Raw genomic sequence first — 13,311 nt, forward strand, 5'->3', positions numbered from 1 at the left:
GCCAAAGCCAGGGACCGGGGTACGGCCCGAATGCTCTCAGATTTCGAGCTTGTCAGATGACGGGTGGCCGGCCCAGTCTGGTCAGGCGCCATACCGTACGCCACTTCATGGGGCGCCGGGGGCCGCACGGACTGGTCCAGCCTTCCTTGAAACCGCCGAACCAGGCTCTCAGCGCGGGGCGGGAGGGCCGGCGGGCGAGGGTCAGCAGCATCCACACGCCGAGGTACACGGGAACCAGCGGCGCGGGCAGATTGCGACGGGCCAGCCAGACACGGTTGCGGGCGACCATCCGGTGGTAGATCGCGTGCCGCGAAGGGGCCGTCGTGGGGTGGTACAGCACCATGTCCGAGCGGTAGTCGATCATCCAGCCCGCGTCGAGGGCACGCCAGGCGAGGTCGGTCTCCTCATGGGCGTAGAAGAACTCGTCGGGCAGCCCGCCGACCTGGCCGAGCACCTTCGTACGGACGGCGTTGGCGCCGCCGAGGAAGGTGGTGACGCGCGAGTTGCGCATCGGGTCGGAGGCGCGCAGCCGGGGCACGTGGCGGCGCTGGGTGACCCCGGTCTCGGGGTCGGCGATGCGGAAGCTGATGATGCCGAGCTCCGGGTCGGCCCCGAAGGCCTGCCGGCAGAGCTCCGCGGTGTCGTGGTTCGCGAGAAGGCCGTCGTCGTCCAGGAAGAGGAGGACGTCCACCTCGGTGCCGCCGGGGCCGAACGCCTCGATGCCGACGTTGCGGCCGCCGGGGATACCGAGGTTCTCGGTCAGCTCGACCGTCCGTACGCCCGTGGGGACGTCCGGTACGGGCGAGCCGTTGCCGACCACGACCACCTCGACCGGGTCGCCGTCCTGCTTGGCGACCGAGTCGAGGAGGGCACGGAGTTCGTCGGGGCGGTTGCCCATGGTGATGATCACCGCGCCGACCTTCATGGCCGTACTCACTTCAGCCTGCTCGAAGCGAGGATGGACACCAGGTGCAGCACGGTCTGCAGCATCGCGATGCCGGCCAGGACCGCGACGCCGAGCCGCGAGAAGAACAGGTCGTCCCTGACCGTGTCCAGGACCGCGAGGACCAGGATCAGCAGGGATGCCTCTATGCCGAGGACGAGCCGGTGGAACTTGAGCGCGCCCGCGGCCCGGCGGGCCAGCGCCATGCCGGAGGAGCGCGGCTCGGACGCCGACTCCTGGACCGGTGCCTTGCCCTGCTGATGACGCGCGACACCGACGAGGTCGGTCTCGGACTTGATCAGGATGGCGCCGAGGGCGGCCAGGGTGCCGAGGAACGCCCACAACCAGTCGATCCGCCCGGTGCCCCACAGGTCCGCGGCTCGCAGGCCGAAGCCGACCAGGACCGCGGCGTCGCACAGGTAGGCGGCGACACGGTCGACGTACACCCCGGTCATCGAGTACTGCTTGCGCCAGCGGGCGATCTCGCCGTCGACGCAGTCGAACAGCAGGTACAGCTGGACCATCAGTACGCCGAGCAGGGCGCCCGGGATGCCCGGCACCAGCAGGGCCGGGGCGGCGAGCACGCCGAAGACGGTCATCACGTAGGTCAGCTGGTTGGGCGTGACCCGGGTGTTCACCAGGTGCCGGTCGATGCGCAGCGAGATCTCGCGCATGTAGAGCCGGCCTCCCCAGTGCTCGCCGCTCCGTCGGTCCTTCACACCCGGGGGGTGAACGACCGGGCGGAGCTCAGCTACCGATGGCTTTTGCATAGTCGGCGTATGCGTCCCTGATCTGGTCGGCGGACAGGTCGAGATGTTCGAGGATCGTGTAGCGGCCCGGCCTGGTCGACGGAGCGAACTCCACGACCTGGACGAACTCCTCCACGGTGAAGCCGATCTCCTCCGGGAGAACGGGGAGGCCGTGACGGTGGAGGACCTCCGTCATGTGCCCGGCCGTCTCGTGGTCGCCTCGCAGGAACGTGGCGAACGCTCCGCCGAGGCCGCACTGCTCACCGTGGAGGGCGCTGCGCTTGGGGAAGCTGAGGTCGAACGCGTGGCTGATCTCGTGGCAGGCGCCGGATGCCGGGCGGCTGTCACCGGCCACCGACATCGAGATGCCGCACAGGACCAGCGCCTCGGAGAGCGTCGTCAGGAAGGCGTCGTCACCGACACCTCCCGGGTGGCGCAGCACCGCTTCCGCGGCCTGACGGGCCATGGCGGCGGCCAGGCCGTCGACCTGCTCGCCGTTCTCCCGGTGCGACAGCTCCCAGTCGGCCACGGCTGAGATCTTGCAGATCACATCGCCGATGCCGGCCCGTACGAATCGCACCGGAGCCTCGCGGATGACATCGAGGTCGATGACGATGGCGATCGGGTTGGGCACACCGTACGAGCCGCGGCCGGCGTCGTTGTCGAGCGTGGCGACCGGGGAGCAGAGACCGTCGTTCGCGAGGTTCGTGGCCACCGCGACGAGCGGCAGGCCCACGCGCGCGGCGGCGTACTTCGCGCAGTCGATGACCTTGCCGCCACCGAGTCCGACGACGGCGTCGTAACGGCCGGCCTTCTTGATCGAGTCGGCGAGACGGACCGCTCCGTCGATGGTGCCGTCGGCGTCGCAGAACCAGTCCGCCTCGGGGAACGCCGGGGCGAACCGCTCACGCAGAACCTTGCCGGAGCCACCGCTGATGGCGAAGGCCAGGCTGCCGGAGGGCGCGATGCGCTGGTCGGACAGGATCGTCGCCAGATCGTCGAGCGCCCCCGGCCTGATGTCGACGACGACCGGCGAGGGGATGAGCCTCGTCAGTACTGGCACGCGATCACGCGTCCCTTGGCGAGGTCTTCGTGGTTGTCGATCTCGACCCACTTGACGTCGCCGATGGGGGCCACGTCGATGCGGAAGCCGCGGTTCACGAGCTCCTGGTAGCCGTGCTCGTAGAACTGCTGCGGGTCGGTCTCGAAGACCGTCTTCAGCGCGTCGGCCAGCTCGTCGGCCGCGTCGCCCTCGATGAGGGTGACGCCGATGTACTCACCGGTCGCCTCGGCCGGATCCATCAGCTTGGTGATCTTGGTCATGCCGCCCTCGGGGCCGACCACGACCTTCATCTCCTCGTCGGCGAGGGACTTCACCGTGTCGAGGGCGAGGATGATCTTCTTGCCGTCGCCGCGGGCGGCGAGCAGGGTCTTCTCGACGGAGACCGGGTGCACGGTGTCGCCGTTGGCGAGGATCACCGAGTGCTTGATGGCGTCACGGCCGCACCACAGGGAGTAGGCGTTGTTCCACTCCTCGGCCTTGTCGTTGTCGATCAGCGTGATCTTGACGCCGTACTTCTGCTCCAGCGCCTCGCGGCGCTCGTAGACGGCTTCCTTGCGGTAACCGACGATGATCGCGACCTCGGTCAGGCCGATCTCGGCGAAGTTGCCGAGGGTGAGGTCGAGCACGGTGATGCTGTCCTCGTTGCCCTCGGGTCCGACCGGCACCAGTGCCTTGGGCAGGGTGTCGGTGTAGGGGCGCAGACGCCGTCCGGCGCCGGCAGCCAGCACGAGGCCGATCATGCGGGTTCTCCTTCATCGTGTACGGCGGGTGCGCCGATTTTGTGGGCGGTCACCCAGAAGCGGATGCTCTCGACGAGCACCACGAGCGCCACGGCCACGGCGAGAGCCGTGAGCGCGACCTTGAAACCTGTGGCGGTGAGCAGCGCGGCCAGGACGGTGACCAGCAGCGTCCTGCCTTCGTGCCCGCCGATCGCCCGCACCAGCCAGTACGGCGGCGCTCCTGCGTCGCCGCGGATGCGGTACACCGTGTCGTAGTGATGGTAGGCGACGGCCGCCACCAGCCCGAAAGCCGCGGGAAGGGCTCCGTTCACATCGGCTTTGGCCGCCAGTACCAGAACGGTCCCGTATTCGGCCGCCCGGAAGAACGGCGGAACCAGCCAGTCCAGGGCGCCCTTCAGGGGCCGCTGGAGGGCCACGGGCGACAGCAGGACGTACACACCGGCGCCCAGGACGGGCCACCAACTCCCGTACGGGGAAAGCCAGGAGGCGCCCACGACGAGTGCACCGGCGACCAGGGCGACGACGGCCGGGCCACTGAGGCGCACACCGCGCGTCAGGCGGGCCAGGAACTCGGCGAGCGGACCGGAGTCTGTGAGGTCGGCCAGGGCCTGGGCCGCCCGGTCCGTGCGCTGCGCCTTGCGGGTCAGCGAGCGCAGCACCCGGCCCGCCGTCGTGTACGTCGCCGCGAAGGCGCAGCCGATCAGCAGCACGTAGAAGGTGATGCGGGGCGTCGTGACCGCCGTGAGGACGGCGATCATCGCCCAGCGCTCGCCGATGGGCAGCACGATCATCCGGCGGACCCAGACCGTCCAGCCGACGCTGTCGAGCCTGCCGGAAAGGGCCGCGGTGGGGCTGGTGTTGGCGGTGGCGTCGTGGTTCGCCTCGTTGAAGGAGAAGTCGACGACGTGCCGGCAGGTCTGCAGGACCATCGCGCCGAGGGCGAGCGCCCAGACGTCGTCTCCGCCGCGGGCCGCGCCGAGGGCGAGGCCCGCGTAGTAGGCGTACTCCTTGGCGCGGTCGAAGGTCGCGTCGAGCCAGGCGCCGAGCGTGGAGTACTGCAGGGAGTAGCGGGCGAGCTGGCCGTCCGTGCAGTCGAGGACGAAGGAGAAGAGGAGGAGCAGTCCGGCGGCGACGTAGCCGGCGCGGGTGCCGGTCGCCGCGCAGCCCGCCGCGATCAGCGCGGTGATCAGCGAGGCCGTGGTGACCTGGTTCGGCGTGAAGCCGCGGCGGGCGCACCAGCGGGCGAGGTAGCGGGAGTACGGGCTGATGCAGTACGTCGTGAAGAAGCCGTCGCGGGACTTCACGGCCGTACGCAGCCGGATCGCCTCGTCGTCCACGGCGGTGAGGGCCTGCCGGGCCTCGTTGCGGGCCTGCGGGTCCCTCGGCACCTCGGCGACGAGTTCGCCGAGTTCGGGACGGTGCAGGTCGGTGTCGAGGACGTCAGCGATCCGCTCGGCGAGGATGCCGACCACCACCGAGCCGTTCGAGGCGTCGTCGGAGGCGGTGCGCAGCGCGCGGGTCAGGGCCGGACGGGCCGCGGGCCGGGCGGTGACGGCACCGGGGATCGCGGCGGCGTCGAAGCGCGGGTCGGTCAGGCCGAGCCGCAGCGCGTGGACGTGCCCCACGAAGCGGGCGTCGACGACGGCGACCCGCTGTTCGGCGGGGACGGCTGCGAGGAGCGTCTCGGCGTCGGCCGCGTCAGTGGCGACCCGCACGTCGAAGCCGAGCGACCGGAGATCGTTCTCGAGCGACGACCCGGGAACCGGCTGACCGGTGAGGATGGCGGTCGACAGACGAACTCACTCCTCTGGGTTCCGGCGTACGCCGACGCCGGGCATGTGCGTGGTGGGGGGCGCCCCAGGCCGGGTACGGCCGGGCAGCGTGTCGGCAGAGGCTATCGGATGATGGGAACGGCCCGTTCACCGCCCGTTCACGGCCCGATCAACAGGGTCTGCTGTGCCGCGTCCGCCGCGATCATCATCGGGGATCCGGGCCCCGGCCCACAAACCACGGCTGATTCCACCGCAATTCACGGCATAGCTCTCGTCATGGTTCTTGTTGTCGCGTGGCCCTCCTCGTACCCGCGCACCGATCCGGGCGCGCTGGACCGGCATAGGGTTGGCGTCCATGACATGGCTGATCACAGGCGGAGCGGGATACATCGGGGCACACGTGGTGCGTGCCATGACCGGGGCCGGGGAGCGCGTGATCGCGCTGGACGACCTCTCGGCCGGCGTCCCCGCGCGGCTGCCCGACGACATTCCTCTGGTCCAGGGCTCGTCGCTGGACGGGGAACTGCTGAAGCGGGTGCTCGCCGAGCACGCGGTGACGGGTGTGGTGCACCTGGCCGCGCGCAAGCAGGTCGGCGAGTCCGTGGCCCAGCCCACGCGCTACTACCAGGAGAACGTCGGAGGACTCGCCACGCTCCTGGAGGCGGTCGCCGGTGCGGGCATCGAGCGCTTCCTCTTCTCCTCCTCCGCCGCCGTCTACGGCAACCCGGACGTGGAGCTCATCACGGAGGACACCCCCTGTGTCCCGGTGAACCCCTACGGCGAGACGAAGCTCGCCGGTGAGTGGCTGGTGCGGGCGGCGGGCCGCGCGCACGGCATCTCGACGGTGTGCCTGCGCTACTTCAACGTGGCGGGCGCGGCCACGCCCGAGCTGGCGGACACCGGTGTCTTCAACGTGGTCCCGATGGTCTTCGACCGGCTCACCCGCGACGAGGCCCCGCGGATCTTCGGCGACGACTATCCGACGCCGGACGGCACCTGCGTACGCGACTACATCCACGTCGCCGACCTCGCCGAGGCACATCTCGCGGCGGCCCGGCGGCTGACCTCGGCGGGCACCGAGGGCGGTCCGGGTGATCCGGGCGACCTGACGGTCAACATCGGCCGCGGCGAGGGGGTTTCGGTACGCGAACTCGTGACGCTCATCGGCGAGGTCAGCGGCGACGGCCGTCCGGCGCTCGTCGAGCCGCGACGGCCGGGCGACGCCCCGCGCGCGGTCGCCTCGGCCGCGCTGGCCGCCGAGAAGCTGGAGTGGACCGCGCGCCGCGGGGTGCGCGAGATGGTCGAGTCGGCCTGGGAGGGCTGGCGGCTGCACCACCCCGGATGACCCGCCGGACCACCGCCCGACGCCCCGCCGGACGATCCGCTCCCCACTCTGACCTGCGGATCGTTTCCGCAGGTCAGAGCATATGACAACGGTGTTCAGTACCGCGTTGCACATACCCCCCACCCGTAGTTCACTGGAGCTCGCCGACAGGGCGTCGGGGCGATTTCGGAGGGTGGTTCTCATGGGGGCCGGTCACAGTCACGGGCATGCGCACGGCGCCGCGAGCGAGGGTGGGGGCACGGCGGCAGCGGCGTACCGCGGGAGGCTGCGCGTGGCGCTGTGGATCACGCTCACCGTCATGGTGGTCGAGATCGTCGGCGGGATCGTCGCGAACTCGCTCGCGCTCGTCGCGGACGCGGCGCACATGGCGACGGACGCGCTCGGCCTCGCCATGGCGCTGCTCGCGATCCACTTCGCGGGCCGCCCGCCGAGCGGAAACCGCACCTTCGGGTACGCGCGCGCCGAGATCCTCGCCGCGCTCGCGAACTGTCTGCTGCTGCTCGGGGTGGGCGGGTACGTCCTGTACGAGGCGGTCCAGCGCTTCGTGACCCCGGCGGAGACCGAGGGCGGGCTGACCGCAGCGTTCGGCCTGATCGGTCTGGTCGCGAACATGATCTCGCTGTCACTGCTCATGCGCGGACAGAAAGAGAGCCTGAACGTGCGCGGCGCGTTCCTGGAGGTCGCCGCTGACGCGCTGGGCTCGCTGGCGGTGCTGGTCTCCGCGGTCCTCGTCCTGACCACCGGCTGGCAGGCCGCCGACCCGGTCGCCTCGATCGTCATCGGCCTGATGATCGTTCCTCGTACATGGAAGCTGCTGCGGGAGACGCTGAACGTGCTCCTGGAGGCGGCGCCCGAGGACGTCGACATGGCCGCGGTGCGGTCGCACATACGTGCGCTGCCGGGTGTCGAGGGCGTCCACGATCTGCATGCCTGGACGATCACCTCGGGGCTTCCGGTGCTCTCCGCGCACGTGGTCGTCGGCTCCGAGGCCCTCGACCCCATCGGCCACGAGAAGCTGCTGCACGAGCTGCGCACCTGCCTCGGCGACCACTTCGACGTGGAGCACTGCACCTTCCAGTTGGAGCCCGACGGGCACGTGGCGCACGAGCTGCGCGTCTGCCACTGACCTGCGGGGACGGGAGTGCGTACGTCCGGTGACGGAGGCGACACGCGCGTGTGAGGGCGGTCGGGGAGCACGGCGTACCGACTTCGGGTTACGGCATCCGGCCCGGATTCCAGGTGCCGGGGAGAGCGGTGGCGGCACCTGACCGTGCGGTTCCGCCCCGGTGGCGGCGGGCACGGTCTGGTGTCCGGCCGCTTCCGGCGTCCGACCGGCGCCGGCCGCGACGCCCGGGTCGACCGAGGGGCGGAACCGGACATGCGGGACTCCGCGTGATGCCGGGAGTGCCGGTTCCGTACGGCAGACTTGGGGCTTGAAGACCGATGCGAAGGATGGGTATGCCGATCACACCTGCCACCGCGACGCACAGTTCGTCGAACGGCACCGCCGAAGCCATCTTGCTCGAACTGGTCGACGAGGACGGCACCACGATCGGCACGGCGGAGAAGCTCACGGCCCATCAGCCGCCCGGGCAGCTGCACCGGGCGTTCTCCGTCTTCCTCTTCGACGAGCGGGGGCGGCTGCTGCTTCAGCAGCGGGCTCTGGGCAAATACCACTCCCCCGGTGTCTGGTCCAACACGTGCTGCGGTCACCCGTATCCCGGAGAGGCGCCCTTCGCGGCGGCCGCGCGGCGGACGTACGAGGAGCTGGGGGTCTCGCCGTCGCTGCTCGCCGAGGCGGGGACCGTGCGGTACAACCACCCCGATCCCGAGTCGGGGCTGGTGGAGCAGGAGTTCAATCACCTGTTCGTGGGGATGGTGCAGTCCGTTGTGCGGCCGGATCCGGAGGAGGTGGGTTCCACGGCGTTCGTGACGGCGGGGGAGCTTGCGGAGCGGCATGCGAAGGATCCGTTCTCCGCGTGGTTCATGACCGTGCTGGATTCGGCTCGGCCGGCGATTCGGGAGTTGACCGGGGCTGCTGCGGGTTGGTGACCGCCTGACTCGTCGTCTGCGGGCACACTGTGGCTGGTCGCGCCCATGCGGCGAAGCCGCACGATGACACAGCCCCGCGCCCCTAAAGGGGTGCGGGTGCGAGTGGCAGCGCCGACCAGATCACCTTGCCGCCGGTCGCCGTGTGTTCCACGTCGCAGACGCCGCCGGCCTCTCTCGTGACCTCGCGGACCAGGAGGAGGCCACGGCCGCCCGTCTGGCCGTGGTCGGCCTCCAGGGCGGTCGGGCGGTAGGGGTGGTTGTCCTCGACGGAGACGCGCACCCACTCGGCGCCGACGGCGATCTCCACGGCGAGCACCGGGGAGAGCAGTGCCGCGTGCCGGACCGCGTTGGTGACCAGCTCCGAGACGATCAGCAGGAGCCCCTGGACCAGGTCGTCCGAGACGGGTACGCCCTGGCGGGCCAGCAGGTCACGGACGGCGTGCCGCGCCTGCGGTACCGAGGCGTCGACCGCGGGAGCGGTGAACCGCCAGACCCCCTCGTACGGCAGCGGTCCCGGCGGTCTGGCGTCGGGGGGCGTCTCCCCGCCGCCTTCGGGGCGTGGGCCGGACCCCCGCCCCTGGTCGTCCATCGTCCGGTCGCCACCCTTGCGCTCGATTGTCACCACACGTCGAGTGTTGGTAACGCGCTGGTCCGTACCGGATAACTGAACAGAAGTCAGCGAGTATCGGCGATTTCCGATCGCCTACGCATGACATCGTCAGCTGTGGGACCGGTCCTGTCGGTTTTGTGCCTATTCGGGAACTCTTCGGGTTGTACGGGTTAGATCCGGGCCGAGAATCACGATGCGCTGCCCGCCGTATTCCGTCGCATTCCGTCGTCACGAGCCCGAGGCCTGCTTGATCGCGCGTTCGACGAGGGCGGATAGCATCCGGCATATGGAGCCGCAGCTGCTGCACAGCGTCGCCGACGGGGTCGCCACCGTCGTCATCCACCATCCGGCGAAGCGCAACGCCATGACGGCCGACATGTGGCGAGCGCTGCCGCCCCTGCTCGACACACTGGCCGCCGACCCCGCCGTACGCGTGCTCGTGCTCACCGGTGAGGGCGGGACGTTCTGCGCCGGGGCCGACATCTCCTCGCTGCGGGGTTCGTCGGACGAGGCGCAGGCGCTGGCCGTGCGGGCCGAAGAGGCGCTCGCCGCGTTCGCCAAGCCGACGCTCGCCGCCGTACGCGGCTACTGCGTGGGCGGTGGGTGTCAGCTCGCGGCGGCGTGCGATCTGCGGTTCGCGGACGAGGAGGCGTCGTTCGGGATCACTCCGGCGAAGCTGGGAATCGTCTACGCGGCCTCCTCCACCCGGCGGTTGGTGTCCCTGGTGGGGCCCGCCACCGCCAAGTACCTGTTGTTCTCGGGTGAGTTGATCGACGCTGCCCGTGCGCTGCGCACCGGCCTGGTGGACGAGGTGCTGCCCGGCGGCGAACTCGACAAGCGGGTCGCGGAGTTCAGCCGGATCCTCGTCTCGCGTTCGCAGTTGACGCAGGCCGCGGCGAAGGAGTTCGCCGACGGGAGGACGGACCGGGACGCCTACTGGGCGCGGCAGGCGCGCGAGGGCGGCGACACCGCGGAGGGGGTCGCCGCCTTCCTGGAGCGCCGGCGGCCCGACTTCACCTGGACCACGCCCGAGTCCGGGCCCCCGTCTACGCCACGTTGAAGCGGCTGCCCGAACGGAACCGCTCGACGAGGTGGGCCGGGGCCTTCTGCGGTGAACCCGCGTCATAGGGCGGCTGCGGGTCGTACTCCGTCAACAGCTGTACCGCCTGGGCCTGTTCGTCGCCCGCGATCCTGCCGAGCAGCGTGAGCCCCATGTCGATACCGGACGAGACCCCGGCCGCCGTGACGTACTTGCCGTCGGTCACGACCCGCTCGCCGGTCGGCTCGGCGCCGAAGTTCTTCAGGTGGTCGAGGGCCAGCCAGTGGGAGGTCGCGCGGCGGCCCTGAAGGAGTCCGGCCGCCGCGAGCAGCAGCGAACCGGTGCACACGGATGTCGTCCAGGTGCTCGTCGCGTCCGCCGCGCGCAGCCAGTCGAGGAGCACCTCGTTCTCCATCTGCGGGGTCTGGCCGGGGCCGCCGGGGACCACGACGATGTCCGGGGTCGGGACCTCGGCGAGGGTCTTGTCGGCGGTGATGGCCAGGTTGCCGGTGTCCGTGCGGACGGGGCCCGTTTGCTCGGCGACGAAGACCGTTTCTGAGCCCGGAAGGCGGCCCAGGGTTTCGTAGGGGCCCACCGCGTCGAGGGCGGTGAAGCGGTCGAAGAGGACGATGGCGATTTGCATGGGTGCCTTTCCGTTGAGGGGCGGGGCGGTCGTGGGCCGGCGCCTGATCACGAGGTCCGTGTCGTGCGGAAACGGCGGCGGTACTCCGCCGGAGGGGCGCCCAGGGTCCTGACGAAGGCTCGGCGCATGGCCTCCGGCGTGCCGTAGCCGCTCGCCCTGGCGATCTGCTCCACGCCGTCCGTGGTGTCCTCCAGGAGGCGGCGGGCGTGTTCGAGGCGGACCGTGTCGACGTAGCGGCCAGGGGTCGTGCCCGTCTCGGACTGGAAGGCGCGGGCGAAGTGGCGGGGCGACAGGCGGGCGCGGGCCGCGAGCGACTCGACGCACAGGTCGTCGCCGGGGTGCTCGGTGATCCAGTGCTGGACCTCGCGGAGCGGTTCGCGGCGGGCTGTCTGCGCGGAGAGCTGGGCGCTGAACTGGGCCTGGTTCCCCGGGCGCCGCAGGAAGACGACGAGGTACCGGGCGACGCTGAGCGCGGCGTCCCGGCCGAGGTCCTCCTCGACCAGCGCGAGGGCGAGGTCGATCCCTGCGGTGACACCGGCCGAGGTGGCCACATGGCCGTCGCGTACGTAGATGGGGTCCGGGTCGACCTCGATGGCCGGGTGGTCGCGGGCGAGCCGGTCGCAGTACGCCCAGTGGGTCGTCACGCGGCGGCCGTCCAGGAGGCCCGCCTCGGCGAGCAGGATCGCGCCGGTGCAGACGGAGACCAGGCGGTCGGCGCGCGGGCCGTGCTCCCGCAGCCAGTCGATCACGCGCGGATCGGGACCGCGCGTGCCCCTGCCTCCGGGAACCAGCAGGGTGTGCGGCGCCGGGGCCTCGGCCAGGGCGTGGTCCGGGACGAGGGTCAGACCGCTCGAGGTGCGTACGGGAGCGCCGTCCAGGGAGGCGGTGCGGATGCGGTACGTCCCTCCGGGCTCGCCTGCGTCGGTGTCGGCGCCGGTGAAGACCTCCACCGGGCCCGTGACGTCGAGGCTCTGGACGCCGTCGAAGAGGACGACGAGGACGGTTCGGTACGCCATGTTTCGATTCTTCGCGGGTGGCGGGATGGCCGCAATGACGAACATCCCACCTTTCCTGCCATCGAGGCTCGTGCGGAGGGCTGGGCGACCGACTCGATCACCGCCCCGCCATTCCGTACGTACCAACCAGTCGGTAGCGTGCCCGGCATGACCACTGCCCTGCCGGAGCGCGCCGGACGCCGATGTCACAACGTCCTCAATCCCCTGCACTCGACCCACTACTTCTCGCCCGATCTCGCGGAGCAGCTGGCCGGGGTCGGTGTCACGGACCCCCGGGCCGCGTACTTCGCGGTGCGTGCCGCGGCCATGGGGCCGGTGGGCGCGGGCACGGTGACGGCGACGTTCTACAACTTCCGCCACGATCTGGTCGCGCGGCACGTGCCCGAGGTGTGGCGGAGCGCCTCTCCGGAGGTGGTGCTCGCGGCACGCGCGCGTGCCGTGGACGCGACACTGCGGCGGCTGCTCGGGGACAAGACGATCGCGTCCGAGGAGGTCGCCGAGGCGGCCGAACTCGCGCTGCGCGCGGCCGAGGCGTGCACCCGTACCGCCCGCCCGCTCTACGCCGCGCACGCCGATCTGCCGGTCCCCGGCGAGCCGCACCTCGCGCTGTGGCACGCGGCCACGCTGCTGCGCGAGCACCGCGGCGACGGGCATCTCGCGGCGCTGCTAGACGCGGAACTCGACCCCCTGGAGGCGCTGGTGAGCCACACCGCGACCGGCAAGGGGATGGCCCCGAGGTGGGTCCTCGCCACGCGCGGCTGGGCCCGCGAGGACTGGGACGCGGCGGTGGACCGGCTCAGGGGGCGCGGACTGCTGAACGCCGAGGGCGAGTTGACGGAAGCGGGGGTCGCCCTGCGCAAGGAGATCGAGACCCGGACGGACCGCCTCGACGCGGCTCCGTACGAGCATCTGGGCGCCCCGGGCGTCGAACGCCTCACCGAGCTGGCCACGGGGCTGCTGATGGCGGCGATGGCCGCGGGTGCGTTCCCGGAGGGCATGATCGGCAAGAACTGAGCGCGGCGGCCCCCGGCGGAGGGGGCCCGTCGTCGGGCACGCGCGCGTGGCTTCCGGGTGGTGCTCACCCGGCGGGGATTCGGAACGCCGTGGCGAGGTACTCGGTCCTCACCCGGCCGTACCGGCCGGGTGAGGAAAGGGGAAACACGTGTTCCGTGCCATCGCAGACGTGCTGCGACAGATCGGTGGGGCCATCGCCACAGTTGTGACACTGCCGTTCCGGGCCCTGGCCCGGCTGTTCGGCGGCGCCTCACAGTCGACGCGGCGCGGCGGGCGGGCCCGCAGGGCCTGACCGCGGACCGCCACCGGAGCCGGACACGCCACG

Annotated in this window: 14 protein-coding genes; 6 read left to right on the forward strand and 8 right to left on the reverse strand. The window is 71.2% G+C overall.

Translation table 11 applies throughout. From position 1 onward, the window contains the following. Positions 1 to 52: 52 nt before the first annotated feature. The 5 genes from ACH4YP_RS02520 to ACH4YP_RS02540 are packed head-to-tail and all read right to left on the reverse strand — an operon-like array spanning position 53 to position 5,288. Complete coding sequence (locus ACH4YP_RS02520; protein ID WP_361057166.1) at positions 53 to 937, reverse strand: glycosyltransferase; 885 nt, start codon at positions 935 to 937, stop codon at positions 53 to 55. Then, on the reverse strand, positions 934 to 1,713 hold the full coding sequence (locus ACH4YP_RS02525) for a CDP-alcohol phosphatidyltransferase family protein (protein ID WP_361057164.1): 780 nt from the start codon (positions 1,711 to 1,713) through the stop codon (positions 934 to 936). Before ACH4YP_RS02525 ends, ACH4YP_RS02520 begins: the two co-directional genes overlap by 4 nt. Next, complete coding sequence (locus tag ACH4YP_RS02530) at positions 1,691 to 2,755, reverse strand: iron-containing alcohol dehydrogenase family protein (protein WP_361057161.1); 1,065 nt, start codon at positions 2,753 to 2,755, stop codon at positions 1,691 to 1,693. The genes ACH4YP_RS02525 and ACH4YP_RS02530 overlap by 23 nt, the downstream gene beginning before the upstream one ends. Further along, positions 2,743 to 3,495, reverse strand: coding sequence for a sugar phosphate nucleotidyltransferase (locus ACH4YP_RS02535; RefSeq protein WP_055616167.1), 753 nt, complete (start codon positions 3,493 to 3,495; stop codon positions 2,743 to 2,745). The genes ACH4YP_RS02530 and ACH4YP_RS02535 overlap by 13 nt, the downstream gene beginning before the upstream one ends. After that, positions 3,492 to 5,288, reverse strand: a complete 1,797-nt coding sequence (locus ACH4YP_RS02540) for a DUF5941 domain-containing protein (RefSeq protein WP_398489457.1) — start codon at positions 5,286 to 5,288, stop codon at positions 3,492 to 3,494. Before ACH4YP_RS02540 ends, ACH4YP_RS02535 begins: the two co-directional genes overlap by 4 nt. Before the next feature lie 334 nt (positions 5,289 to 5,622). Between ACH4YP_RS02540 and galE the strand changes: the two genes are divergently transcribed. From galE to idi, 3 genes are all read left to right on the forward strand, one after another. Then, positions 5,623 to 6,612, forward strand: coding sequence for a UDP-glucose 4-epimerase GalE (gene galE, locus ACH4YP_RS02545; RefSeq protein WP_398488969.1), 990 nt, complete (start codon positions 5,623 to 5,625; stop codon positions 6,610 to 6,612). A 181-nt stretch (positions 6,613 to 6,793) separates the two neighbouring features. After that, positions 6,794 to 7,738 (forward strand): cation diffusion facilitator family transporter, encoded by a 945-nt coding sequence (locus ACH4YP_RS02550; RefSeq protein ID WP_398488971.1) that lies wholly within the window; start codon positions 6,794 to 6,796, stop codon positions 7,736 to 7,738. 332 nt (positions 7,739 to 8,070) lie between these two features. Further along, positions 8,071 to 8,664: an isopentenyl-diphosphate Delta-isomerase gene (idi, locus tag ACH4YP_RS02555; protein WP_361071545.1), complete on the forward strand. Its 594-nt coding sequence runs from the start codon at positions 8,071 to 8,073 to the stop codon at positions 8,662 to 8,664. An 82-nt stretch (positions 8,665 to 8,746) separates the two neighbouring features. Here idi and ACH4YP_RS02560 read toward each other — a convergent pair whose 3' ends face one another. Beyond that, positions 8,747 to 9,253 (reverse strand): ATP-binding protein, encoded by a 507-nt coding sequence (locus ACH4YP_RS02560; protein ID WP_398489459.1) that lies wholly within the window; start codon positions 9,251 to 9,253, stop codon positions 8,747 to 8,749. Between the two features lie 307 nt (positions 9,254 to 9,560). On the opposite strand from ACH4YP_RS02560, the gene ACH4YP_RS02565 reads away from it, so the two are divergent. Further along, the gene (locus ACH4YP_RS02565) at positions 9,561 to 10,334 is read left to right on the forward strand and encodes an enoyl-CoA hydratase/isomerase family protein (protein ID WP_398488972.1); all 774 of its coding nucleotides are present in this window, start codon (positions 9,561 to 9,563) and stop codon (positions 10,332 to 10,334) included. Here ACH4YP_RS02565 and ACH4YP_RS02570 read toward each other — a convergent pair. Further along, positions 10,321 to 10,956 carry a DJ-1/PfpI family protein gene (locus ACH4YP_RS02570; RefSeq protein ID WP_398488973.1) on the reverse strand — a complete coding sequence of 212 codons (636 nt, stop codon included), beginning with the start codon at positions 10,954 to 10,956 and terminating at the stop codon, positions 10,321 to 10,323. The two genes, ACH4YP_RS02565 and ACH4YP_RS02570, sit on opposite strands and share 14 nt — an antisense overlap. Before the next feature lie 47 nt (positions 10,957 to 11,003). Further along, positions 11,004 to 11,972 carry a GlxA family transcriptional regulator gene (locus tag ACH4YP_RS02575; protein WP_398488974.1) on the reverse strand — a complete coding sequence of 323 codons (969 nt, stop codon included), beginning with the start codon at positions 11,970 to 11,972 and terminating at the stop codon, positions 11,004 to 11,006. A 147-nt stretch (positions 11,973 to 12,119) separates the two neighbouring features. Between ACH4YP_RS02575 and ACH4YP_RS02580 the strand changes: the two genes are divergently transcribed. Together ACH4YP_RS02580 and ACH4YP_RS02585 are read left to right on the forward strand one after the other, a co-directional pair. Continuing rightward, positions 12,120 to 12,986, forward strand: a complete 867-nt coding sequence (locus ACH4YP_RS02580) for a hypothetical protein (RefSeq protein WP_398488975.1) — start codon at positions 12,120 to 12,122, stop codon at positions 12,984 to 12,986. Positions 12,987 to 13,134: 148 nt separating this feature from the next. Next, the gene (locus ACH4YP_RS02585) at positions 13,135 to 13,278 is read left to right on the forward strand and encodes an LPFR motif small protein (RefSeq protein ID WP_186001070.1); all 144 of its coding nucleotides are present in this window, start codon (positions 13,135 to 13,137) and stop codon (positions 13,276 to 13,278) included. The last annotated feature ends 33 nt before the right edge of the window (positions 13,279 to 13,311 follow it).

The sequence above is a fragment of the Streptomyces sp. NPDC020747 genome (assembly GCF_044334695.1).
In the GTDB taxonomy this organism is placed as follows: Bacteria; Actinomycetota; Actinomycetes; order Streptomycetales; family Streptomycetaceae; genus Streptomyces.

Coding starts and splice junctions, on each gene's coding strand:
- ACH4YP_RS02525 (WP_361057164.1), bottom strand. CDS start 1,713: ATGCAAAAGCCATCGGTAGCTGAGCTCCGCCCGGTCGTTCACCCCCCG.
- ACH4YP_RS02535 (WP_055616167.1), bottom strand. CDS start 3,495: ATGATCGGCCTCGTGCTGGCTGCCGGCGCCGGACGGCGTCTGCGCCCC.
- galE (WP_398488969.1), top strand. CDS start 5,623: ATGACATGGCTGATCACAGGCGGAGCGGGATACATCGGGGCACACGTG.
- ACH4YP_RS02550 (WP_398488971.1), top strand. CDS start 6,794: ATGGGGGCCGGTCACAGTCACGGGCATGCGCACGGCGCCGCGAGCGAG.
- idi (WP_361071545.1), top strand. CDS start 8,071: ATGCCGATCACACCTGCCACCGCGACGCACAGTTCGTCGAACGGCACC.
- ACH4YP_RS02560 (WP_398489459.1), bottom strand. CDS start 9,253: ATGGACGACCAGGGGCGGGGGTCCGGCCCACGCCCCGAAGGCGGCGGG.
- ACH4YP_RS02565 (WP_398488972.1), top strand. CDS start 9,561: ATGGAGCCGCAGCTGCTGCACAGCGTCGCCGACGGGGTCGCCACCGTC.
- ACH4YP_RS02570 (WP_398488973.1), bottom strand. CDS start 10,956: ATGCAAATCGCCATCGTCCTCTTCGACCGCTTCACCGCCCTCGACGCG.
- ACH4YP_RS02575 (WP_398488974.1), bottom strand. CDS start 11,972: ATGGCGTACCGAACCGTCCTCGTCGTCCTCTTCGACGGCGTCCAGAGC.
- ACH4YP_RS02580 (WP_398488975.1), top strand. CDS start 12,120: ATGACCACTGCCCTGCCGGAGCGCGCCGGACGCCGATGTCACAACGTC.